Origin of the sequence: Rhodococcus sp. NyZ502, assembly GCF_041464245.1 — a bacterium.
Classification (GTDB): domain Bacteria; phylum Actinomycetota; class Actinomycetes; order Mycobacteriales; family Mycobacteriaceae; genus Rhodococcus_F; species Rhodococcus_F qingshengii.
The window spans coordinates 1,484,342-1,506,496 of record NZ_CP167155.1; the positions used below are offsets into that span (position 1 = coordinate 1,484,342).

The window sequence follows — 22,155 nt, forward strand, 5'->3', positions numbered from 1 at the left end:
CCACTAGCGTGGCCGGTATGTCGACTTCCCACTCGGATCGCCCTGTGCGTCCCGTTGCCCTGGTGACCGGACCCACCTCTGGTCTCGGCGCCGGTTTCGCCAAGAAATACGCCTCCCTCGGATACGACCTGGTTCTCGTCGCACGTGACGAGGTCAGATTGCACGACCTCGCGTCCGAGTTGAAGACGATGTTCGGCACCGAGTCGGAGATTCTGGTTGCCGATCTCGCATCGGAGGCCGGACGCGACACGGTCGCGCTTCGTTTGGAGAAGGGCGTCGAGGTGTTGGTGAACAACGCCGGATTCGGTACCTCCGGCGAGTTCTGGACCGCCGATCCGGCGCTTCTTCAGTCTCAACTCGACGTCAACGTCACCGCCGTGATGCGGCTGACCCGTGCGGCGCTGCCCAGCATGATCGCGTCGGCGCACGGAACGATTGTCAACGTGGCGAGCGTCGCGGGCCTGCTGTCCGGGCGGGGTTCGACGTATTCGGCAAGCAAGGCCTATGTCATCTCGTTCACCGAAGGGCTGTCCGGCGGGTTGGCCGGGACGGGAGTGCGCGTGCAGGCGCTGTGCCCGGGCTTCATTCGCACCGAGTTCCACGAGCGCGCGGGCATCGAGATGTCCACGATCCCCAAGCCGATGTGGCTGAGCGTCGACCAGGTGGTTGCGGCGTCGATGAAGGATCTCGGTGACGACAAGGTCATCAGTATTCCGGGATTCCAGTACAAGGTCCTCACGACGGCCGGGCGTCTCGTTCCCAAGGGGCTGGTTCGCCGGCTGACCAACATCGTCGGACGAGGCCGCGGGCGGACGTAGCCCAGAGGCGGAAGCCGGACGTAGCCCAGAGGCGGAAGCCGGACGTAGCCCAGAGGCAGAAGCCGAACACAAGGCAGTGGTCGGTAGGCTGAGCACTCATGAGCGATCGTGAGGATTTGGCTGCGCTGGTGCGCGAATTGGCTGTTGTACACGGAAAGGTGACGTTGTCCTCGGGCAAGGAAGCCGATTACTACGTCGACCTTCGCCGCGCGACACTTCACCACAAGGCAGCGCCGCTGATCGGCTCGCTGCTGCGTGAACTGGTCGCGGACTGGGATTTCGACGCCGTCGGCGGTTTGACGATGGGCGCCGACCCGGTTGCCATGGCGGTGATGCACGCTCCCGGCCGACCGATCGATGCGTTTGTCGTCCGCAAGGCCGCGAAGGCCCACGGGATGCAGCGCCAGATCGAGGGCCCGGACATCGTCGGCAAGCGTGTCCTGGTTGTCGAGGACACGACCACGACGGGCAATTCGCCGTTGACAGCAGTGAAGGCCCTGCGCGAGGCAGGGGCCACCGTGGTCGGAGTCGCTACGGTCGTCGATCGCGCGACGGGTGCGGATGCGGTGATCGGTGCCGAGGGCGTCGAGTACCGCTCGCTGCTGGGCCTGGAAGATCTGAACCTGAGCTGACGCCCCGTGAGTGGTTGAGGAGTCCCTGCACTCCTCAACCACTCACAGGGGTCAGTCGCCTACGGTGACGGCGAGTGCTTCGTCGACGCTGTGCGGCGCGGGATCGTGGTCGTCGACGTGAGCGAGAACCTTACGTCCGCTCGACAGGACGAATACGGCGGCGAGGGTGAGCACCGCGCCGACCCAGAACGGCATGTGGACGTTGGATTCGCCGAGCTTGCCGGCTACCCACGGAGCAGCGGCGCCGCCGACGAATCGGACGAAGCTGTAAGCAGCCGAGGCGGTCGACCGCTCCACGGGAGCTGAGATCATGACGGTTTCGGTGATGAGTGTGTTGTTCACGCCGAGGAACAAACCGGCGAGGACGACACCGACGATCAAGACGATCTTGTTCTCGGTGAAGAGCGCCATCATGCCCAGGTCGAGTGCGAACAGGGTCAGTGCCAGCATCATCATCGGCAGGGTGCCGAAGCGTCGTTGCAGGCGAGGGGCGAGGAAAACCGACGAGATCGCCAGCATCAGGCCCCAACCGAAGAAGATGAATCCGATCGGGTACGCCCCCATGTCGAGGGGGAACGGCGTGTACGCGAGCAGCGTGAAGAATCCGTAGTTGTAGAGCAGCGCGGTGATGGCAACGGTGAGTAGCCCGCGGTGCCGCAACGCCTGGAAGGGCGCAGCGATGGACGTGTGGTGTTCGGGCTTGGGTGCGCTCGGAAGCATCACCACGATGAGAATGAAGGCGACCGCCATCAGGGCTGCGACGCCGAAGAACGGTGCGCGCCAGCTGATGTCACCGAGAACTCCGCCGACCAGCGGTCCGACTGCGATACCGATGCCCAATGCAGCCTCGTACAGGATGATCGCCCGTGCCACGCCGCCGCTGGCCGCGCCGACGATTGCCGCGAGCGCCGTTGCGATGAACAGTGCATTGCCGAGTCCCCAGCCCGCACGGAATCCGACGATCTGGCCGATGGTGCTGGAAGCGCCTGCCAGAGAAGCGAACACGATGATGATGGCAAGGCCTGCAAGAAGTGTTTTCTTGGCGCCGATGCGGCTGGACACCACACCGGTGATGAGCATGGCCACGCCGGTGACGAGCATGTAGCTGGTGAACAGCAGCGAAACCTGCGACGGTGTGGCGTCGAGTTGTTCGCCGATCGGTTTGAGGATCGGATCGACCAATCCGATGCCCATGAAGGCGATGACGCTGGCAAAGGCTACCGCCCACACCGCTTTCGGTTGTTTCAGGAGGCTCGGCGGAGCCTCGTTCTGGTGCGTTGATGTCGCGGTCGTGTTGCTCACGGCCACCTCCTTTTTCAGTGGTGGGTGTTTCAGCTGGGATCGGAAGTCTTGATGATGGACCGCAATTCGGCCAATCCGTCGGCCAGTTTCTTGATCTGCTCGGGCCCGAGTTCGACGAAGTGGGGGACTAGAGCGTCGGCGATCTCGTTTCGACCGTCGTTCAAGATCTTTCGGCCCTTGTCCGTCATGGCCACTCGAACTGCCCGGGCGTCTTCGGGGTCGGCGCGGCGTTCGACGTAACCGTTCTCGCCGAGTTTGCGCAGTAGTGCAGTGGCAGAGGGCTGCGAGCTTCTGTCGAGTCGAGCGAAGTCGCTGATCCGCATTTCGCCGTATTCCTCGAGTAACGAGAGTGCGCGCAGCCAGGCGCGTGGGTACTGATCGGACGCGAAGGAGCCTGCCAGCTTCGCGAAGCGGTGCGTATTGCTCACGAGGTCGACGAGTAGTTCGTGCAGTTGCTGTTCTTCGTCTGTCACGAAGAATATTATTGCATAGGTTAACTATGTAAATCAACGAGTCCGTGGAAGGTGGTCCGTCACGGCGGTGGCTACCAGCGACGGCACATCGAGGTCGGGTGCGACGAGTGTGAGGCTTCGATTTGCCGCCAGCACTGCGATGCCGTGGGTTCCGGTCCAGATGTTCAACGCAGATGTGGTGGGATCGGAGGCGTCGGCCTCTTCGGTCAGGGATTGCAGGGCGGCGAAGAGTGGGAGAGAAGACTCTCGGAGGTTGCTGCCTGCGCCCTCGAGGAGGTCGTGGCGAAACATCAACTCGAACATCGCCGGTCGCTCCTGGGCGAACGACACGTATTCGATTGCTGCCGAGATCAATCGGCTACGAGCGGGTTGTTTGCCGGCGAGGACGGGATCGAGTCTGTCGGCGAGATCGCGCAGGCCGTGTGAGGCAATTGCGGCTAGCAGGCTGTTGTGGGTCGGAAAGTATCTCCGCGGGGCGCCGTGCGACACGCCCGCCCGACGCGCTATCTCCCGTAGCGTCAGTTCTGTGGCGCCGTCGGCATCGAGAATCTCGACGCCGGTGGCGACGAGTGTTTCGCGAAGGCTGCTGACAGTCATGGAAGACAGTGTCTACTATTCTCGTCGTAGACACTGTCTACTAGACGGAAAAGGTGATGCCCTGTGCTCTATTGGCTGTTCAAATACGTCCTGATCGGCCCGGTCCTCTGGCTGTTCGGGCGGCCGACGATCGAGGGTCAGCACCACATCCCCAAGAAGGGGCCGGTGATTCTCGCCGGCAACCATCGGGCAGTCGTCGACTCGTTCTTCCTGGTTCTCATGGTGCGCCGACGCATCACCTTCGTCGCGAAGAGTGAATATTTCACCGGGACCGGTGTGAAGGGCGCGATGCAGCGCTGGTTCTTCGGTGGGGCCGGTCAGGTGCCGATCGACCGTAGCGGCGCCGACGCCTCCCGTGCGGCGTTGGACACGGCCATCGGGATTCTAGACAAGGGTGGTGTCTGGGGGATCTACCCCGAGGGAACACGATCACCCGACGGTTGCCTGTACAAGGGAAAGACCGGAGCGATTCGAGTTGCCTTGGAAACCGGGGCGCCGGTCATTCCCGTCGTCGTACACGGCGGCGACGCAGTCAACCCGCCGGGTACGCGGATGTGGCGCTTCAGCAAGGTCCGGATCACGGTAGGGGAGCCGATCGACTTCTCTCGGTACCGCGAACTTCGTGGCTACCAGGCCGTCGTGCGTGCGGCGACGGACGAATTGATGGCAGTGCTCTGTGACCAGTCGGGGCAGGAATACGTCGATGTCTACGGCGCGGACGTCAAATCCGGCGATGCCGCCTGAGTGACCCAGTACGGTCGCTGTTGGACGTGTAACCAACAGGAGGATTGTGATGGCGGGCAAGTGGGGCATCGAGCACGCAGTTTTTGCGGCGGCGACGGCAGCGACAGTGGTCGGGGCAGTAGTCGGTAACGAGCGGGTTCAGCAGATCGCGAAGCCGTTGATCGCACCCGCTCTGGCCGCCCGAGTGCTGCGCAAGCGCTCGGAGACGGAAACTGCCGATACCGCACTGCTTCTGGCCGGTCTCGCCGCTGCAACTGTCGGCGACGTGTTCATGATCGACCCGGACAACGATGCTCGTCTGATCAAGGGCGCGTCCTCGTTCGCGGTGATGCAGGCCAGTTACTCGGCGCTCCTGCTGCGCCGCGGCGCTCGGCCGACCCGCGCTGCCCTGCGGCCCCGCATCAGCGGTTGGTCGACGGCGTCCGGACTGCTCCGTGCCAAGGCCCCGAGCGTGTCGACGCCGCTCACCGGATATGGATTGATGTTGGGAACCACCTCGACGTTGTCGGCGGACCCCGCTCTGGCACCGCAGTCCAACGCCGTGCTCGACGTGGTCGTCCCGAACAAGGATCGACGCTCCTGGCTAGGATTGGGCGGAGTGCTCTTCACCGCATCGGACGGACTGATCGTGGTGCGTCGTCTGTTCATCCGCGGGACTGCCGGCCGCGCTGCTGCCGAGGGAGTGATCCTGGCGTCGTACGCGGGAGCGCAGCTGATGCTGGTGGAGGGCATGTTGGCGCTGGGACGCAAGAAGAGCGTCTAGTCCTTCACGGGCACAGCATGATTCGGTCTCGGTTCTTCGGGTCCACCATGACGGTGACCGTGGATCCGGGAGTGATCTTGTCTTTGTACTCGGGTCGGATCTCGTACTCGATCCGGCCCGAGTACGAATCGGAACCTGGAACCGTGAGGTGGAGTGCGAGCTTGGCCAATTCGCCGTCGACGGTTCGGCGCAGGGGTGTGACGGTGTCGATTCGTGCCCACCCTGCGAGGCCGTGCTTTTCGAGTTTGCGCTCGGCGCGGGTCGGGCGGTTGGCCCATGCCATTCCGAATCCGAGAACCGAGCCGAAAGCGGCGAGCAACCCGCCGATCTGATAGGGCAGCGTGCCAGGTGGGGTGTGCTCGACCAGCCATCCGAGCCACACGGCGAGCACGATCAGATACCCCACCGCGATGAAACACACGGTGTGTACGACGCGACGGTGATTCATCAGATTTCCTCCACATCCAGGATAGCCTGACCGGATGAGCGAACCGAACGTCTTCATCACCGGTGCTGCGGCTGGAATCGGGCGGGAGACGTCGCTGTTGTTCGCGCGCAACGGATACCGCGTCGGCGCGTTCGACATCGACGACGCCGGCCTTGCCTCCTTGAAGGCCGAGATCGACGGTTTCGGTGGGAGCGTCGTGACGGATGTCCTGGACGTCACCGATCCGGCCGGATGGGCGCAGTGTCTGGCCGATTTTGCCGGGGAGTCCGGGCGTCTGGACATCCTGATCAACAATGCGGGCGTGCTCTCCTCGGGACGGTTCGAGGATATTTCTCTTGCGGCGCATCGCCGAATGGTCGACATCAACATCACCGGCACCCTCAACGGCACGCACACGGCTTTCCCGTACCTCCGCGATACCGTCGGCGCCCAGGTGGTCAATCTGTGCTCCGCTTCGGCGATCTACGGCCAGCCCGAACTGGCGACGTACGGTGCAACCAAATTCGCGATCCGCGGCCTGACCGAGGCGCTCGATCTGGAATGGGCACAGCACGACATCCGTGTTCTCGCGCTCTGGCCGTTGTTCGTCCAGACCGCGATGGTCACTGGAATGGACACCGGAGCCACCAGATCGTTGGGTATCAAGCTGACTGCAACCGACGTCGCGCAGGAACTGTGGGCGGCCACACGCGGCGCCGGACGGATGCACAAGGTTCACTACCCGGTCGGAACTCAGGCGAAGCTCTTCCTCAGCGCGTCGCGGTTCTCGCCCGCGTGGCTCTCACGGCTGATGAACAAGCGCGTCACCAGCACTTAGTCGACCACACGATAGAGTGCACTGTCGGCTGTTGCTGGGCCAAGATGACGTGTGTGGAGGTAGTCGGGTGGTTCGTGTTCGGGTGGGGTTCGTCTTGTTGGGCGTCGGGTCGGCGCTAGTGCTCGCAGGGTGCGGCGGGGAGGCGGATTCAGCGCCGACCGTAGCGGCGCAGCCCAGTTCGTCCACCACTACCGCAGTGCCGACGACAACCACCACCGTCGCGCCCGTCGTCCCCACGACCACCGAACCACCGACCACGACGCTGCCACCGACGACGACACTCACGGACGTGCAGTTCGAGCGCAACGAGTCGTACTACTTCACCACTCCCGACGGAAACTTCCAGTGCGGCATCATCAAGTTGCCCACCAGAATCGAAGCCGGGTGCGAGGGAACGACCACTCCCGTTCCGCCGCGGCCGGAGAGCTGCATGGTCAACTGGGGCAACGGTATTCGCGTCACCGACGAGGGTGAGGGTGCTTTCATGTGTTCGGGCGGAGAGGTGTACACCTCTGGCGGCCCCGACGCCGATCCGGTGTTGGCGGCCGGTCAACCGCTGAGCAAACTGGGTTTCACCTGTACGACCACCGCGACAGACGTCTCGTGTGTCAACGATCAGACCACGCACGGCTTCACCGTGGCTGCAGATTCCAACGAGGTGTTCTGATGTCCGAAGTCGCAGCCGACGACGTGTCCGGCGGAGCCGGTGAACCGGGACCCACCGAGTGGGGCGAGAATCCCAACGGCGTCGGACCCTGGGCCGAGGAGCACGACACGGAACCGCCGACCGACGAGCGCTACGACCCGGTACTTCTGGCCGAGGGTGATCGTCGAAACGTCTTGGACGAGTATCGGTACTGGACGCGGGAAGCGATCGTCGAGGACATCGACTCGCGCCGTCACACGATGCATGTCGCCATCGAGAACTTCGCGCACGACGCCAACATCGGCACGGTGGTCCGCACGGCCAACGCGTTTGCCGCGGCCGCGGTCCACATCGTGGGGCGTCGGCGCTGGAATCGGCGGGGCGCCATGGTGACCGATCGATACCAACACATCGTTCACCATGCAGACATCGGCGAACTCGTCGAGTACGCCCGTGAGAATTCACTCACGATCGTGGCCGTCGACAACACCCCGGGGTCGGTGCCGCTGGAAACGGCAAGCCTGCCGCGGGAGTGCATCCTGCTGTTCGGTCAAGAAGGCCCCGGAGTGACCGATCATGCGAAAGAGGTTGCGTCCATGACGGTCTCGATCGCACAATTCGGTTCGACTCGCAGCATCAACGCCGGTGTCGCGGCCGGCATCGCGATGCACGCGTGGGTACGTGAGCATGCCGATCTCGCCGATTCCCGCTGATCTCGCTCGCGAATTCCGGCTAGCGTGTAGCGCCTCGACCAGACAGGATAGGTAGTTATGCAGGAAGTGTGGGCAGAGCGGGCCGATGCGGCTGAGGGCGCGATAGTCAGTCGTCACCTTCGGCGCCTGTGGGGAATGCCCCGGACAGCACTCGGCGTGGTTGCCTGGCCTGCTGTTCGACGCGAGCGGATGTTCAAGCCGTGGCACTACTGGTGGCAAGCGCACCTGCTCGATACTGCGATCGACGCACTCGAACGTGACCCGACCCCCAAGCGTCGTCGCCGGGTCGCGAAGGTTGCCCGCAGTGTGCGGGTCCGCAACGTCTCGGCGTGGACCAACAACTACTACGACGACATGGCGTGGCTGGGCCTCTCGCTCGAACGTGCGCAACGCATGTTCTCGGTCGATCACCGAACCGCGGTTCAGGCGCTCGAATCGCAACTCTTCGATTCGTGGTCCCCGGCCGACGGCGGCGGTATTCCGTGGTGCAAAGGCTCCGATTTCTACAACACACCGGCAAACGGACCCGCCGGAATCATGCTGGCGCGCACCGGAAAACTCTGGCGTGCGCAGGCAACGGCCGACTGGATCGACGAGACACTGCGGGATCCGGACTCCGGACTGATCTTCGACGGTATCCGCCGCGACGGCACCCTCGAGCGCGCGATCTATTCGTACTGTCAGGGCGTCACGCTGGGGTTGGAAACCGAGTTGTCGACACGATTGGGCGAACCGCGTCACCGCGAGCGAGTCCACAAACTCGTCGACGCCGTGTACGACGGCATGACCGAGTACGGAGTCATCACGGGCGGTGGCGGAGGCGACGGCGGACTGTTCAACGCAATCCTGGCTCGCTACCTCGCGTTCGTGGTGGTGAACCTGTCCTGGGAGACTCACGAGGACCTGCGAGCGCGCGAACTCGCAGCGCAGATCGTTCTGTCCTCCGCGGAAGCGGCCTGGAACAACAGACTGCAGATCGAAGGTCTGCCGCTGTTCGGGCACGACTGGACCAAGGATGCTCAGTTGCCGAGTCTGTCCGGCGACATCGCCACCTTCGCCGCCGGAACCGTGCGCTCGTCGAGCGTGCCCGAGCGAGACCTCTCGGTGCAGGTAGGTGGGTGGATGCTCATGGAGGCGGCATTTGTCGTCTCGGCGGCTGGATACCCGCGTAAGCGTTAGGCTTTTTCCTCATGGAATCCCGGCACGTGGTCGACACGGACGGCGTACGTCTTCACGTCGATGTCTGTGGGGCAGGGGCGGACGTTCTGGTTCTCTCCGGCGGCCCGGGATGCGTTCACTATCTTGCTCACGACGAGCTGGTTCCGGAAGGAATGCGCGCGTGGTGCCCTGAGCCACGCGGAGTCGGCCGGTCCGGTGGCGGCGCTCATACGATGGCGCAGGCCGTTGCGGACCTCGAACTCGTCCGCCGCACGTTCGAGATCGACAGCTGGGTCGTGCTGGGGCACTCGTGGGGATCCGACTTGGCGGTGCGGTACGCACTCGACTGTCCGGAATCGGTGTCCGGCGTCGTCGGCATCGCGGGGCACGGCCTCCACAAGGACCGGACATGGTCGAAGCAGTACGAAGCGGGAATCGAGCCGGACCCGCAGATACCTTGGGAACCTGTTGTCTGGCAATCGCTTCAAGAATCGTTCATCGAATGGATCCATGAACCACAGCTGTTTCGGCAGTTGGCCGACTCACCGGTGCCCATGACATTTCTCGCGGCGGCCGACGACATTCGCCCGTCGTGGCCGTTGCAGCAACTGGCCGAGCTCGTGCCTAACGGTAGTTTCGAGGTAGTCGACGGTGTCGCGCACAACTTCTGGCAGTCTCACCCGCTCCTGTGGAGGAAGATCGTCACCGAGGCTTGTGCGGCGCACTCTCGGCTCTCCTGATTTCCACCAGGATCCGCTCCGCGACGGTCTGGTATCCGAGGCTCCGATTGACGGTCAGCATCGGGTGATTCTCCGCGTTCACCGTTGTGTAAATCTTTCGCAGGGAGGGAAATTCAGCTGCCAATACAGTCGCTTGTTGCTCCTTGACCCACTGAGCGAGACCGTGCCCGCGGTGCTGGGGAAGTACCACGGTGTCGTGCTGCGATGCGTGGGTGCTGTCATGTTCGTCCACCGTCACCACTGTTGCTGCGGCTACTTCGCCGACGCTGTCGTCGACCGCGCAGCACACCAGGAGTACTTGAGAGCCACCCGTCATCTTCTGTTCCCACGATCTGACCTCGTCGGCTCCCCAATTACGTTCGGGTATCTGCAGTTCGGCGCCCGGCGCGTCGAGGAGTCGGTTCAATGCCTCCGAGAAGGAGTGGACCAGCTCGTCCGGGGTTCGGTTGCGCCAACTGACGATTCGATAGCCGGGGCGGGTGCTGTGTGCGGTGGGAGCACTGAGGTGCTGAACCTGGTTGGCCAACCGAAGCAACACGCGGTGACCGTCGAACGATCGCAGGAAATGCTCGGCTGCGCTTCCGACGAGCGCCGTCACTCTGATTCTTCGCACGCCGAACCCGGCGATGGCGACTTCGACGAGTTCGGCAAGCGCTCGTCCTACCCCTCGTCGCTGCGCGTGGGGTGTCACGTACATCCGAAACTCTGCGAGATCGGCTTCGGCCGAGTTGCGTCGTGCCTGGGCGATGCCGAGGACCTCGTCGGTGCCGGCGTCGCGTGCAATCCAACGCCGTACATCGGCCGAATTGTCTTCGGCCTCGATCATTTCCATCAGCGCAGTCGCTGTCGGCGCAGTCCCGGACAGGTGACGTTGGCCTTCGGCGAACACCTCACACCACTGATGAAGAACAGTTGCTGTCGCTCCGGACGGTACGAACTCGGCTACAACTACGCGGCTCACCCATGTGACGATACCGACCTGCCCACCCTGAGTTGGAATCACGCGAACCCTAACCCTGTCGGACTGCGGCGGCAGTTGCCAGCATTCAGGCATGTCTGATTCTCCGCGCCAACTGAGCCTCAACGCGTTCATCCACCCCGCCGGTCATCACGAAGCGGCGTGGCGTCATCCGTGGACAACCCCGGAACGTCTGTTCGACGTCACGTATTTCCAGGAGATCGCTCGCACTGCTGAGGCGGCGAAGTTCGACGGAATCTTCTTCGCCGACGGTCCCGCGTTGCGCAGCGACGTCGAGCACGGTCCCGCAGGGACATTGGAGCCGATCACCTTGTTGACGGCCATTGCAGTGGCGACCGAGCGAATCGGATTGATCGCGACGGCGTCGACCACGTACTACGAGCCGTACAACCTGGCTCGGCTGTTCGCCTCGCTCGACCACATCTCGAACGGACGCGCGGGGTGGAACATCGTCACCACGGGTACGGATCTGGCGGCAGCCAACTTCGGGCTGGCCAAGCACCCGGATCACGGGGACCGGTATTCGCGCGCACGGGAATTCGTCGACGCGGTGGTGCGGTTGTGGGACAGCTGGGAGGACGACGCGATCAGTCTGGACCGGGAGAACGGAATCTACGCGGACAGAAACAAGATTCACGAGATCAACTACGTCGGCCGGCATCTGCGGGTGCGGGGACCGTTCAACGCACCGCGAACGCCGCAGGGATACCCGGTGCTGGTGCAGGCCGGGGCGTCCAACGACGGTCGCGCGTTTGCCGGTCAGTATGCGGAGGCGATTTTCACAGCGCACCAGAGACTTTCCGATGCGCAGGCGTTCTACACCGACATCAAGTCGAGGGCTGCTCAGTTCGGGCGCAACCCCGATCATGTCAAGATCCTGCCCGGAATCAGCCCGTTCATCGGTGACACCGAGGAACAAGCCAAGGCGCTCGAGCGAGAATTCAACGAGTTGACTTCGCCGGAGTACGGGCTCGCGCAACTCGGTGCACTCACCGGGACCGATGTTCGGAATCTGGAACTGGATGCACCGGTTCCTGTCGAATTGTTCGCGGCGGCAGGTGATGTCACCGACAACAAGCAAAGCAGATTGCAGGTGATCGCCGGCATAGTCGAGCGTGAGCGTCCGACGGTTCGGGGACTGCTTCATCGTTTGGCGGGTGCGCGCGGGCACCGGGTGTTTGCCGGAACCGCCGAGCAGGTGGCTGACACGATCGAGGAATGGTTCACCAGCGGTGCTGCTGACGGCTTCAACGTCATGCCGCCGTACTACCCGGGTGGGCTCGAGATCTTCACCGAGCGTGTGGTCCCGATCCTGCAGGATCGCGGTCTTTTCCGGACTGAATACACGGGTACGACCCTTCGTGATCATTTCGGTTTGCCGAGGCCCGAGAGCCAGTTCTCGGGTAGTGCCTCTGCAGTGCAGTAGGCCCGCCCGCTGTTGTCGATAATGACAATGGTTACCATTAAGGAATGAAGCAGCTACCGGTAACCGTGCTGTCCGGATTTCTGGGCGCAGGCAAGACCACACTCCTCAACCACATTCTCGCCAATCGCGATGGCCGGAGGGTCGCCGTCATCGTCAACGACATGAGCGAGATCAACATCGACGCGGCCCTCGTCGCGGGCCAGGGTCATCTCGACCGCACGGAAGAGAAGTTGGTCGAGCTGACCAACGGATGCATCTGCTGCACGCTGCGTGAGGATCTGATCGACGCCGTCGGCGCCCTGGCCCGAGAGGGGCGATTCGATCAGTTGGTGATCGAGTCCACCGGCATCTCCGAACCGATGCCGGTGGCGGCCACCTTCGACTGGGAATTCGAGGACGGTTTCAGCCTCGGCTCGCTCGCGAAGCTCGACACCATGGTGACCGTGGTGGACGCGTCGACCTTCCTCGGCGAGCTGGCAAAAGGCGAACGACTGGACGAACGCAACCTCGAAGCAGGGGAGGGGGACGGACGCAGCATCTCCGATCTCCTGGTCGATCAGGTGGAGTTCGCCGACGTCATCTTGCTGAACAAAACCGACCTGGTGAGCCCGCGGGCGGCAGGAACCGTCGAGGCGACGCTTCGTAGGCTCAACCCCACCGCTCAACTGATTCGAACAGATCACGGCAAAGTCACCCTCGACCGTGTCCTCGAAACCGGTCTCTACAACCCGGAACTTGCTGCGCAGGTATCCGGTTGGGACGAGGAACTGGCCGGTGGGCACACCCCGGAAACCGAGGAATACGGAATACGCAGCGTCACATACCGCGCCTCGCGACCCTTTCATCCGGCGCGACTCGAGGCCGCGCTCGGTCAGTTCGCCGGACTCCTGCGGAGCAAGGGATTCTGCTGGATCGCCAGTCGGCCCGAGTTCGCCGCGATCTGGTCGCAGGCAGGCCCCAACCTCGTCATCGAACCGGCTCAACTGTGGGCGTCGGCGGCGGAGGTGCCAGGGCAGGAGATCGTGTTCATCGGAGTGAAACTGGACCCGGCGGCGCCGTCACGAATCCTCGATCCGGCTCTGCTGACCGATGACGAACTACGCGAAGGACCGCGGGCATGGACTCGCTACGAAGACCCGCTGCCGGCGTGGGACCAGAGCCACCTGCACTGAGCAGTCAGCTTCTAGTCGAGGACTTCTTCGACCTCGACGTCTTCGGCCGGTCGGGCCATCTCCTTGCGGTACTGCCAGATTCCCAGCGCAGTACCGATGACCAAGCTGACCATCATCACGATCAGCACGGCGGGCAGCAACCACGGCACGCGATCGAGGAACGAGCCACCGTAGAAACCGAGTAGCAGGAGCACGGGCGCCCAGATGATCGCGCCGATGGTGCTCGCAATGGTGTAGCGCGTGTGGTTCATCTTGGCTGCGCCCGCGACCATCGGGCACAGGGTGCGCACCCACGGAACCCAGCGAGCAATCAGGACCGCCCAGAACCCGTGTTTTTCCAACAGGATGTTCACGCGGTGCAGGTTCTTCTCGGTGAAGTACTTGCCGCCCTTACGGGCTTTGATGTGATTGCCGGTCCGGTGGCCGATGACGTACCCGACCTGGTTGCCGGCAATGGCCGCGATCATCGCACCGACAGACAACGCCCACACGTGGCCCGCGCCGGATTCGTGGCCGGCAAGAACGATTCCGGCTGTGATCAGAAGCGAATCACCGGGGAGAAACAACCCGAGGATGATCGCGCACTCGATGAAGACGAACGTGACGACGATGATCCAGACCAACAGAGGCCCGGCAGTCTCGAGCGGGGAGAAACTGCCGGATGCGAGCGTCATCGTCGTCAGTTCTTCGCCTCGTTCTGCAATCAGGGGGTGGGGTCTTCGGGGACTGTCACCGTCGAATTGTCCGTAGTGGAAGTATTCGCCGTTTCACTGCGTCTCGACGACAAAAGTCGCTTTCCGATTTCGAAGATGATCGGCAGAACCGACACCAGAACGATGCCGATGAAGATGATGTCGATGTTGTCACGGATGAAGCCGATCTGCCCCAGCCAGTAGCCGAGGAGCGTGACGCCTGCACCCCACACGATGCCGCCGACGATGTTGTACGTCAGGAAGACCGAGTACTTCATGCGTGAGGCACCCGCGACCAGCGGAGCGTACGTGCGCACGATCGGGACGAAGCGCGCCAGGAAGATCGTGATCGGACCGTGCTTCTCGAAGAACGCATGCGACTCGTCGATGTACTTCTTCTTGAAGATGCGTGCGTCGTTGCTCTTGAAGAGAGCAGTTCCGCCTTTGATGCCGATGTAGTAGCCCACCTGGTCGCCGAGAATCGCGGCGATCGGAATGGTGAGCAGCAGCAGCCACAGCGGTGCGAAGCCTTCGACCTCACTGGCTCCGGCGCCTGCCGCGGCGACCAGACCGGCAGTGAACAGGAGCGAATCGCCGGGCAAGAGCGGAAACAGCAGGCCTGATTCGATGAAGACGACCAGGAGTAGGCCCAGCAAGAACCAGGTCCCGAACGAGTTCAGAAGATGGACAGGGTCGAGGAAGTCCGGCAGCAAGGCCAGGTTCGTCACGGATTCAGTTGCTGCCTGCACATTCACGGTGGCCAGAGTACCGGCCGAATCTGAGTGTTTCCCACCACCGCAGGTCATCGCGTCGGTGGCGGCGGGCCGAGACCGCAAAGAGACGTGACGAGTCGGACTTGCCATACTGCTAGGACCACACGAAGCGCTTTCACATCGCCGAGCGCTCCGAACGACACGTATATGGAGGACTCCCGCCGTGCCTATCGCAACTCCCGAGGTCTATGCCGAGATGCTTGGTCGGGCCAAGGAGCATTCCTTTGCCTTCCCCGCCATCAACTGTGTCGGCTCCGAATCCATCAACGCAGCCATCAAGGGCTTCGCGGACGCCGGCAGTGACGGCATCATCCAGTTCTCGACGGGCGGCGCCGAGTTCGGTTCCGGTTTGGGCGTCAAGGACATGGTCACCGGCGCTGTTGCGCTCGCCGAGTTCGCACACGTGATCGCGGCAAAGTACGACGTCACCATCGCGCTGCACACCGATCACTGCCCGAAGGACAAGCTGGACACCTACGTGCGTCCGCTGCTCGCGATCTCGCAGGAGCGCGTCGACGCCGGTCGTAACCCGCTGTTCCAGTCGCACATGTGGGACGGCTCGGCTATCCCGATCGACGAGAACCTGGCCATCGCCAAGGAACTGCTCGCCCTCTCGAAGGCTGCACGCATCATCCTCGAGGTCGAGATCGGTGTCGTCGGCGGTGAAGAAGACGGCGTCGAAGCCGAGATCAACGACAAGCTCTACACCTCGAGCGAAGACTTCGAGAAGACGGTCGATGCTCTGGGCATCGGCGAACAGGGCAAGTACCTCCTTGCCGCCACCTTCGGCAACGTCCACGGCGTCTACAAGCCGGGCAACGTCAAGCTCAAGCCCGAGGTTCTCGAAGAGGGCCAGAAGGTCGCCGCTGCCAAGCTCGGCCTGGCTTCCGGTTCGCAGCCCTTCGACTTCGTCTTCCACGGTGGATCGGGATCGTTGAAGTCGGAGATCGAGGACTCGCTGAACTTCGGCGTCGTCAAGATGAACGTCGACACCGACACCCAGTACGCGTTCTCCCGTCCGATCGCCGGACACTTCTTCACCAACTACGACGGCGTCCTCAAGGTCGACGGCGAGGTCGGAAACAAGAAGGCATACGACCCGCGCAGCTACCTCAAGAAGGCCGAAGCCGGCATGACGGCTCGCGTCGTCGAGGCGTGCAACGACCTGAAGTCGGCCGGACGCTCGGTGTCGGCAGGCTGATCGGTTTCACAACTGCGCTTCACAGAACAAAATGCGCGCCGGCGAAATTCTCGCCGGCGCGCATTTTCTGTTCAGGTACCTACTTGCTGGGATCGCAGACCTTCCACGTGCCGTCCTGGCGCTCGAGGTCGAACGTGCGCCACGACTGCTCGCCCGTGCTCGGCAAACTCGCCTGGACCTGAGCGATCGCGGTGTCGTCGGTGATGCGCACCGCGTCGACGGCTCCGACCTGCGGGATCGTCTTCTGCGCGACGGCATTGTCGTGGACCTGCGCGAACGCTGCGTCGGGAATGGTGCGGTAGTACTCGCCCAACGCCCCACAGGTCGACGTTCGCAGCGTTGCCAGATCGCCGGTCTGCAGAGCGTCGACGTACGTCGAGATGGCGGTCTGGACCTGAGCTTCGGGTGAGCTTTCACCGCTACCGCTGTTGGACGAGACGAATACGGCGACGCCGATCGCCGCGAGGACGGCGACGCCGGCCGCTGCTGCCGCGATGTACCAGCCCTTGCCGCTGCGCTTGGTCTTCTCCGGCGCGGCGGGCTCGATGCGAGTCGGCATCGGCTGAGCCGGCGGTGGGGTCGCTGCGACACCCACACGTTGAGGCGCGGCGCGCTGCTGCGGTTGAGGCGCAGCGCGCTGCGGTGGTGGTGGGGTTGGAGCCTGCCGGGGTGGTGGTGTCGGCTGCGCGGCTTTCGGAATCGCGACGGTGGCGGGCTCCGGCTTGGGCTGGGGTGTCGGTGCTGCTGTGGGTGCCTGAGTTGCCTTGGGGATCGCGACGGTTGGTGCGCTGGCAGCTTTGGCGTCGCCGTCCGTTTTCGAGGCCTTGTCTGTCTTCTGGATCGCCACAGTCGCAGGTTCGGTCGGGGCCGACTTCTCGGGCGCACCCTTCGGTGCTGCGCTCTTTTTCGAGTTGTCGTCTTTCGAGTCCGGCACGGGTAACCCTTCGGTCTTATGCAGCAATGACCATGTCAGGGTAACGACCGGTATGTAGCCTGCATAACTCCGACCGTCGGCGAGGCGGTCCTGTGGCAGAAAGGCGTAGCGGGCACAATGAGCGCATGACCCAATTCGGTGACCTGCTCGGACCCAAGCCCACTCTGCTTCCCGGCGACGACGACGCGGAATCGGCACTGCTCAACCACGCTGATCCGGCCCAGGTGGCGGCCGACCACCCCACTGCCTCCATTGCGTGGGCCTACCTGGCCGAGGCTGCACTGGACAAGGGCGAAACCATCACGGCCTACGCCTACGCGCGTACCGGATACCACCGCGGACTCGACCAACTGCGTCGCAACGGTTGGAAGGGTTTCGGTCCCGTGCCCTACAGCCATGAACCGAACCGTGGTTTCCTGCGTTGCGTCGCAGTCCTGGCCAAGGCCGCGAAGACGATCGGTGAAGCCGACGAGTACGCGCGTTGCCTCGATCTGCTCGAAGACTGCGATCCCAACGCCGCCGAAGCGCTTGGCCTCGGTTAGCAGTTTCCGTCCGAGCCGGGCCGGCATCAAGGACCGGGCTCGCAAATCGGTGCGTCGGCTTCAGACGTCGGCGCTACCGATCATTCAATGTGCCTTGGCGGCCGGATTGGCGTGGTGGGTTGCCACCACGGTGATCGGGCACCACGCGCCGTTCTTCGCGCCGATTGCCGCTGTGGTCTCGCTCGGTCTGTCGTTGGGTGCACGACTACGACGCTCGTTCGAGTTGGTTGCGGGAGTCACGGTCGGTATCGGAATCGGTGATCTGATCATCTCCGGTATCGGGAGCGGACCGTGGCAGATCAGTTTGGTTGTCGTGCTGGCGATGTCCGTCGCGGTGCTTCTCAACAGCGGGCCGATCTTCTCCATGCAGGCGGGAAACTCGGCTGTGCTGGTGGCGACGCTGATCCCGCCGGGCGGCAGCGGCGGTCCCGATCGCATGATCGATGCCCTTGTCGGTGGTCTGGTGGGTATCGCGGTGGTCGCGATCATCCCCACCCACCCGGTACGACGCGCGCGCAAGGATGCCGCATCGATCCTCGGAACCGCTTCCGAGGTACTGCAATTGGTGGCAGACGGCCTCGTCGCGAATGACCCGGACCCGATCGTGAAGGCACTGCAGAAGGCGCGCGCAACTCAGGGTGCCATCGACGGGTTGCGCAGTAACCTTCTCGGCGGGCGCGAGATCAGCCGAATCTCCCCGCTGTACTGGAACAGTCGGCCTCGCCTCGAAAGGCTCATGGCGACAGCCGATCCCATCGACAACGCGATGCGCAACATTCGAGTGCTCGCGCGTCGTTCGTTGACGTTGGTCAGGGACGACGAGATCCTCGATCCGCGTCTGGTGGCTCAGGTCGAGCGCTTGTCGAAAGCCGTCGAAGTTCTCGAGGACATGATCCTGGCGGAGCCGGGGGAGCAGCCTGATCAGGCCGAAGCAGCGCGCGTCCTGCGCTCGGTCGCGAAGGAACTGAAACCGGCGATAGTGGAGAACGCGGGCCTGTCCTCGACGGTGGTGTTCGCCCAGATTCGATCGCTGGTCGTCGACCTGTTGCAGGTCGCGGGCATGAAGCGAATCTCGTCGATCGCCACTCTGCCGCCCACCGTGCCTCATCCCGCCTACGAGCCGGATCACTGACCTCTGCCGTTTCCCGCTCACTGAGCAACTCGTTGTATGTATGCGAATGTATGCATATGCTCTGAGAAGGACTTGGGAGGGAACAGGACAAATGGGAGCAGGGCACGGTCATTCACATGGCCACTCGGCAGCAGATTCGGTCGGCGTAGGACCGTCACCGCAACGCATCAGAAAAATGGCGATCGCGCTTGCGATCCTCGTTGCGTTCCTCGTACTCGAGGCCACGGTCGGCATCCTGATCAACTCGTTGGCTCTGCTTGCCGACGCCGGTCACATGCTCACAGACGTGGTGGGTATGGCCATGGGACTGACGGCGCTGCTGCTCGCGAAGAGGGGCAGCACCACCGCGGCCAGGACCTTCGGTTGGCACCGCGCCGAAGTGCTGACCGCCATGGCCAATGCGGTGATGCTGCTGGCCGTCGCCGCCTGGGTCTTCTACGAGGCAATCGGCCGCATCGGTAACGAACCCGAGATCCCGGGCGGCGCCCTGATCATCACGGCGGCCGCCGGCCTGGCCGCGAACATCGTCGTGATGCTGATGCTGCGCGGCGATTCCAAGGACAGCCTGGCCGTGCGTGGTGCCTACCTCGAAGTGCTTGCCGACGCCGTCGGTAGCGTCGGCGTTCTGATCGCCGGTGGCCTTGTCCTGCTGTTCAACTGGACGTGGGCAGACGTCGTCGTCGGTGTTCTCATCTCGCTGTGGGTGGTGCCGCGTGCGATCAAACTGGCCGCAGCATCGCTGCGCATTCTGACGCAGGCGTCGCCGGCCGACGTCGACGTCGAAGCGGTCGAGGCCGACCTGGCGGCGCTGCCGAGCGTGATGGGTGTTCACGACCTACACGTCTGGACGCTCACCACCGGCATGGATGTCGCGACGGTCCACCTGACCAGTGACGCGAATTCGTCGAACATTCTGGAATCCGCGCGCACCGTCCTCGAGAGTCACGGTCTTTCCCACGCCACCGTTCAGGTGGAATCGTGTGCCAACGGCGAGCATTGCGAGAAGAACGTCACTTGGTGAAGCGGGTGATCTCCTTGCCCGGCTTCCAGAGGTCGACATACATGTGTTCGTCGTCGACAGTCGTGTGCACCACCTCGTCGATGTCGAGGACAAAGAGGTGCAGAGGTTTCGGAACCTCGTAGGTGTAGCTTGCGAGCACGGCTTCGAACTCGTCGCGGGTCACCTCGCGTGCGAGTCCGGCGATCTTCGCATCGCCGCCCTCCATGGTGTGCTCACCGGGATTGCTGTGTAGGGCGTAGCGCCCGTCACGGATGAGATCCTTCGCCTTGAGTGCGCCGAACATCGAACCGAGCACCAGACGCCCGTCGAGGATTTCGACTTCGGTGCCGCTGACCCGTGGTGAGCCGTCCTTGCGCAGCGTTGCGAGGACGTGATGCTTGTGGGCTTTGAATCGCGCTTGGACCGCGTCGGCAAGAGCGGGTACTTCTTCGGAGAACTGCTTCCAAGTGACCATGACGGTCATTGTGCACCCCTATTCCTGACAACTTCTGTCAGTAATTCTCGGTAATGTTCGGTCCATGAGATCCGCGCGGTTGCTCCAACTCATGCTGCGTTTGCAGGGGAGTCGCGGCGTTATCGCCGAGCAGTTGGCCGAAGAGTTCGGCGTTTCGGTGCGGACGATCTACCGCGACGTGGCCTCGTTGTCGGCTGCCGGCGTGCCGATCTGGACCGAGAGCGGCCCCGGTGGTGGCATCCGTCTGCTCGACGGATGGCAGTCCAAGTTGTCCGGCATGACGGACGACGAGACGTCCGCACTCATGCTGTTGGGTGTGCCGTCCATCGCTGCAGATCTCGGACGATCAGACGCCGTCGGTTCGGCGGGGGCCAAACTGCTCCGCTCCCTGCCCGGTCCCCTGCGCGAGAGTGCACGACTGTGGCAGGACCGCATTCTCGTGGACGTTCCGGGTTGGTTCGGCGGCGTCGACGACATCTCTGCGCTTCCGATCGTCACATCCGCTGTGCTGGACTCGCGTCGACTGCGCTTCGCCTATCGCGATCGCGAGCGGACGGTCGATCCGCTGGGTCTGGTCATCAAAGCCGGTGTTTGGTATCTGGTGGCGGGGATGAACGGTCGAACGCTGTCGTTTCGAGTCGGGCGCATCAAAAATGCCGTGGTAGAAGATGATTCGTTCACTCGGCCGGTGGATTTCGACCTGCCGTCGTGGTGGGCGGCGTCGATGGCCGAGTTCGACCGGTCGCTGCTTCGCTTCGAGTGTCGCGTGCGATTGACACCAGAGGGCAGGCGCCGGCTCCCCGATGTGGTGGGCGAGCTTGCCGCTGCAGTCGAAGTAGGGCCAGAGGACAACGACGGATGGGTGAGTGCCGAGCTGAAACTCGAGAGCGAAGCTGTCGCGCTCTCGCAGTTGATCGGTTTGGGAGCGGACGTCGAAGTGCTCGAGCCACGGTCGTTGCGTGAAGGACTGCGGGCTGTGGCGGAGCAGATGGTGCTCCGCCACACTCGCAGTGACTAGGCCGTTGCAGAACGCTTTGCGAGCAGGCGAGTGATACCCAGTTGAGCTGCGACGATGATGGCGCCGACCACCAGACCCAGTGCCGCCGACGCAAGTGTGTTGACGATCCACGCCAACACGCCACCGACTCCGGCGATGTCTCTGACTGCTTCTTCGCCGTGATGAACGGCGTCGTAGAGCGGGTGGAAGCCCAGTTCGTCGATGCCGACCAACAGGATGTGGCCACCGACCCACAGCATCGCGGCGGTACCCACCACCGAGAGCACTGACATCACGTGAGGCATGCCGCGAACGAGGCCTCGGCCGACCTTGTGGGTGAAGCCAGACGACGTCTCGGCGATCTTCAATCCGATGTCGTCCATCTTCACGATCAGTCCGACGACTCCGTAGACGACCACGGTGATGACGACCGCCACGACGGCAAGGATCACCAATCGGCTCCAGAAGCCTTCGCCTGCGATGGTGTTGAGTGCGATCACCATGATCTCGGCGGACAGGATCAGGTCGGTGCGGACGGCGCCCGAAACCACTGCTTCTTCGTCGCGAGGATGCTCGTCAGCGGCCTCGTGGTGGTCACCGTGGCCGAAGATTGCACCCCAGATCTTGTGAACCGCTTCGTAGCTGAGGTAACAGCCGCCGACCATCAACAGTGGCGTCAGCAGCCAGGGGAGGAACTGACTCAGCAGCAGAGCGATCGGAAGGATGATCAGCAGCTTGTTGCGCAGCGATCCGATGGCGATGCGCTTGATGATGGGCAACTCGCGTTCGGCTGCGAGCCCACGGACGTACTGCGGCGTGACGGCTGCGTCGTCGATGACCACGCCGGCAGCTTTGGCGGTCGCCTTACCGGTTGCGGCGGCAACGTCGTCGATCGAGGCGGCAGCCATACGAGCCAGGGCTGCGACGTCGTCGAGCAGGGCGAAGAGTCCGCCGGCCATCACAGACCTCCAGTGGAATCAG

Annotated in this window: 26 protein-coding genes; 16 read left to right on the plus strand and 10 right to left on the minus strand. The window is 63.3% G+C overall.

The annotated features are described in order from the left end of the window. Positions 1-17 precede the first annotated feature (17 nt). Both ACBG85_RS06950 and pyrE read left to right on the plus strand, forming a co-directional pair. Complete coding sequence (locus ACBG85_RS06950) at positions 18-818, plus strand: SDR family oxidoreductase (RefSeq protein ID WP_037131478.1); 801 nt, start codon at positions 18-20, stop codon at positions 816-818. 98 nt (positions 819-916) lie between these two features. Beyond that, a complete protein-coding gene (gene pyrE, locus ACBG85_RS06955) occupies positions 917-1,450 on the plus strand; it encodes an orotate phosphoribosyltransferase (RefSeq protein WP_003944385.1) in 534 nt (177 codons plus the stop codon). Positions 1,451-1,501: 51 nt separating this feature from the next. Here the strand turns inward: pyrE and ACBG85_RS06960 are convergent, their stop codons facing one another. The 3 genes from ACBG85_RS06960 to ACBG85_RS06970 are packed head-to-tail and all read right to left on the minus strand — an operon-like array spanning position 1,502 to position 3,822. Then, entirely contained in the window at positions 1,502-2,758 is a 1,257-nt protein-coding gene (locus ACBG85_RS06960; protein ID WP_003944384.1) for an MFS transporter, read from the minus strand. A gap of 23 nt (positions 2,759-2,781) precedes the next feature. Next, entirely contained in the window at positions 2,782-3,225 is a 444-nt protein-coding gene (locus ACBG85_RS06965) for a MarR family winged helix-turn-helix transcriptional regulator (protein WP_003944339.1), read from the minus strand. A gap of 33 nt (positions 3,226-3,258) precedes the next feature. Beyond that, complete coding sequence (locus tag ACBG85_RS06970) at positions 3,259-3,822, minus strand: TetR/AcrR family transcriptional regulator (protein WP_047269489.1); 564 nt, start codon at positions 3,820-3,822, stop codon at positions 3,259-3,261. 63 nt (positions 3,823-3,885) lie between these two features. Between ACBG85_RS06970 and ACBG85_RS06975 the strand changes: the two genes are divergently transcribed. Beyond that, positions 3,886-4,566: a 1-acyl-sn-glycerol-3-phosphate acyltransferase gene (locus ACBG85_RS06975; RefSeq protein WP_003944312.1), complete on the plus strand. Its 681-nt coding sequence runs from the start codon at positions 3,886-3,888 to the stop codon at positions 4,564-4,566. Between the two features lie 49 nt (positions 4,567-4,615). Next, complete coding sequence (locus ACBG85_RS06980; protein ID WP_003944391.1) at positions 4,616-5,329, plus strand: lysoplasmalogenase; 714 nt, start codon at positions 4,616-4,618, stop codon at positions 5,327-5,329. A gap of 4 nt (positions 5,330-5,333) precedes the next feature. Here ACBG85_RS06980 and ACBG85_RS06985 read toward each other — a convergent pair whose 3' ends face one another. Further along, the gene (locus tag ACBG85_RS06985; protein ID WP_165639203.1) at positions 5,334-5,777 is read right to left on the minus strand and encodes a hypothetical protein; all 444 of its coding nucleotides are present in this window, start codon (positions 5,775-5,777) and stop codon (positions 5,334-5,336) included. Between the two features lie 34 nt (positions 5,778-5,811). Here ACBG85_RS06985 and ACBG85_RS06990 point away from each other — a divergent pair, with 34 nt between their 5' ends. From ACBG85_RS06990 to ACBG85_RS07010, 5 genes are all read left to right on the plus strand, one after another. After that, the gene (locus ACBG85_RS06990; RefSeq protein ID WP_165639204.1) at positions 5,812-6,594 is read left to right on the plus strand and encodes an SDR family oxidoreductase; all 783 of its coding nucleotides are present in this window, start codon (positions 5,812-5,814) and stop codon (positions 6,592-6,594) included. 67 nt (positions 6,595-6,661) lie between these two features. Beyond that, positions 6,662-7,261, plus strand: a complete 600-nt coding sequence (locus ACBG85_RS06995; protein ID WP_064074646.1) for a DUF6636 domain-containing protein — start codon at positions 6,662-6,664, stop codon at positions 7,259-7,261. Further along, complete coding sequence (locus tag ACBG85_RS07000) at positions 7,261-7,953, plus strand: RNA methyltransferase (RefSeq protein ID WP_165639205.1); 693 nt, start codon at positions 7,261-7,263, stop codon at positions 7,951-7,953. Before ACBG85_RS06995 ends, ACBG85_RS07000 begins: the two co-directional genes overlap by 1 nt. Positions 7,954-8,010: 57 nt before the next feature. Further along, complete coding sequence (locus ACBG85_RS07005) at positions 8,011-9,132, plus strand: glycoside hydrolase family 76 protein (protein ID WP_003944321.1); 1,122 nt, start codon at positions 8,011-8,013, stop codon at positions 9,130-9,132. A gap of 11 nt (positions 9,133-9,143) precedes the next feature. Then, entirely contained in the window at positions 9,144-9,851 is a 708-nt protein-coding gene (locus tag ACBG85_RS07010; protein WP_165639206.1) for an alpha/beta fold hydrolase, read from the plus strand. On the opposite strand, the gene ACBG85_RS07015 is transcribed toward ACBG85_RS07010, so the two are convergent. Beyond that, positions 9,814-10,812, minus strand: a complete 999-nt coding sequence (locus tag ACBG85_RS07015; RefSeq protein ID WP_372026692.1) for a GNAT family N-acetyltransferase — start codon at positions 10,810-10,812, stop codon at positions 9,814-9,816. The genes ACBG85_RS07010 and ACBG85_RS07015 overlap by 38 nt on opposite strands. A 91-nt stretch (positions 10,813-10,903) precedes the next feature. Here ACBG85_RS07015 and ACBG85_RS07020 point away from each other — a divergent pair, with 91 nt between their 5' ends. Both ACBG85_RS07020 and ACBG85_RS07025 read left to right on the plus strand, forming a co-directional pair. Continuing rightward, positions 10,904-12,256, plus strand: a complete 1,353-nt coding sequence (locus ACBG85_RS07020) for an LLM class flavin-dependent oxidoreductase (RefSeq protein WP_007726771.1) — start codon at positions 10,904-10,906, stop codon at positions 12,254-12,256. A gap of 44 nt (positions 12,257-12,300) precedes the next feature. Further along, positions 12,301-13,428, plus strand: coding sequence for a GTP-binding protein (locus tag ACBG85_RS07025; protein WP_277376722.1), 1,128 nt, complete (start codon positions 12,301-12,303; stop codon positions 13,426-13,428). A gap of 11 nt (positions 13,429-13,439) precedes the next feature. On the opposite strand, the gene ACBG85_RS07030 is transcribed toward ACBG85_RS07025, so the two are convergent. After that, complete coding sequence (locus ACBG85_RS07030; protein ID WP_003944306.1) at positions 13,440-14,102, minus strand: DedA family protein; 663 nt, start codon at positions 14,100-14,102, stop codon at positions 13,440-13,442. A gap of 29 nt (positions 14,103-14,131) precedes the next feature. Next, positions 14,132-14,926 (minus strand): DedA family protein, encoded by a 795-nt coding sequence (locus tag ACBG85_RS07035; protein ID WP_065455973.1) that lies wholly within the window; start codon positions 14,924-14,926, stop codon positions 14,132-14,134. 130 nt (positions 14,927-15,056) lie between these two features. On the opposite strand from ACBG85_RS07035, the gene fbaA reads away from it, so the two are divergent. Further along, a complete protein-coding gene (gene fbaA, locus ACBG85_RS07040) occupies positions 15,057-16,094 on the plus strand; it encodes a class II fructose-bisphosphate aldolase (protein ID WP_007726777.1) in 1,038 nt (345 codons plus the stop codon). A 79-nt stretch (positions 16,095-16,173) separates the two neighbouring features. Here the strand turns inward: fbaA and ACBG85_RS07045 are convergent, their stop codons facing one another. After that, positions 16,174-17,028 carry a nuclear transport factor 2 family protein gene (locus tag ACBG85_RS07045; protein WP_047269483.1) on the minus strand — a complete coding sequence of 285 codons (855 nt, stop codon included), beginning with the start codon at positions 17,026-17,028 and terminating at the stop codon, positions 16,174-16,176. Positions 17,029-17,153: 125 nt separating this feature from the next. On the opposite strand from ACBG85_RS07045, the gene ACBG85_RS07050 reads away from it, so the two are divergent. From ACBG85_RS07050 to ACBG85_RS07060, 3 genes are all read left to right on the plus strand, one after another. After that, entirely contained in the window at positions 17,154-17,570 is a 417-nt protein-coding gene (locus tag ACBG85_RS07050; RefSeq protein ID WP_042452165.1) for a DUF3151 domain-containing protein, read from the plus strand. Then, on the plus strand, positions 17,557-18,702 hold the full coding sequence (locus ACBG85_RS07055; RefSeq protein ID WP_003944297.1) for an aromatic acid exporter family protein: 1,146 nt from the start codon (positions 17,557-17,559) through the stop codon (positions 18,700-18,702). Before ACBG85_RS07050 ends, ACBG85_RS07055 begins: the two co-directional genes overlap by 14 nt. Positions 18,703-18,793: 91 nt before the next feature. Next, positions 18,794-19,723: a cation diffusion facilitator family transporter gene (locus ACBG85_RS07060; protein ID WP_063314832.1), complete on the plus strand. Its 930-nt coding sequence runs from the start codon at positions 18,794-18,796 to the stop codon at positions 19,721-19,723. On the opposite strand, the gene ACBG85_RS07065 is transcribed toward ACBG85_RS07060, so the two are convergent. Next, a complete protein-coding gene (locus tag ACBG85_RS07065) occupies positions 19,713-20,177 on the minus strand; it encodes a pyridoxamine 5'-phosphate oxidase family protein (protein WP_054828425.1) in 465 nt (154 codons plus the stop codon). The genes ACBG85_RS07060 and ACBG85_RS07065 overlap by 11 nt on opposite strands. A gap of 64 nt (positions 20,178-20,241) precedes the next feature. Here ACBG85_RS07065 and ACBG85_RS07070 point away from each other — a divergent pair, with 64 nt between their 5' ends. Further along, the gene (locus ACBG85_RS07070) at positions 20,242-21,195 is read left to right on the plus strand and encodes a YafY family protein (protein WP_192712072.1); all 954 of its coding nucleotides are present in this window, start codon (positions 20,242-20,244) and stop codon (positions 21,193-21,195) included. Here ACBG85_RS07070 and ACBG85_RS07075 read toward each other — a convergent pair. Next, the gene (locus ACBG85_RS07075) at positions 21,192-22,133 is read right to left on the minus strand and encodes a DUF808 domain-containing protein (protein WP_030535980.1); all 942 of its coding nucleotides are present in this window, start codon (positions 22,131-22,133) and stop codon (positions 21,192-21,194) included. The two genes, ACBG85_RS07070 and ACBG85_RS07075, sit on opposite strands and share 4 nt — an antisense overlap. Positions 22,134-22,155: the final 22 nt, after the last annotated feature.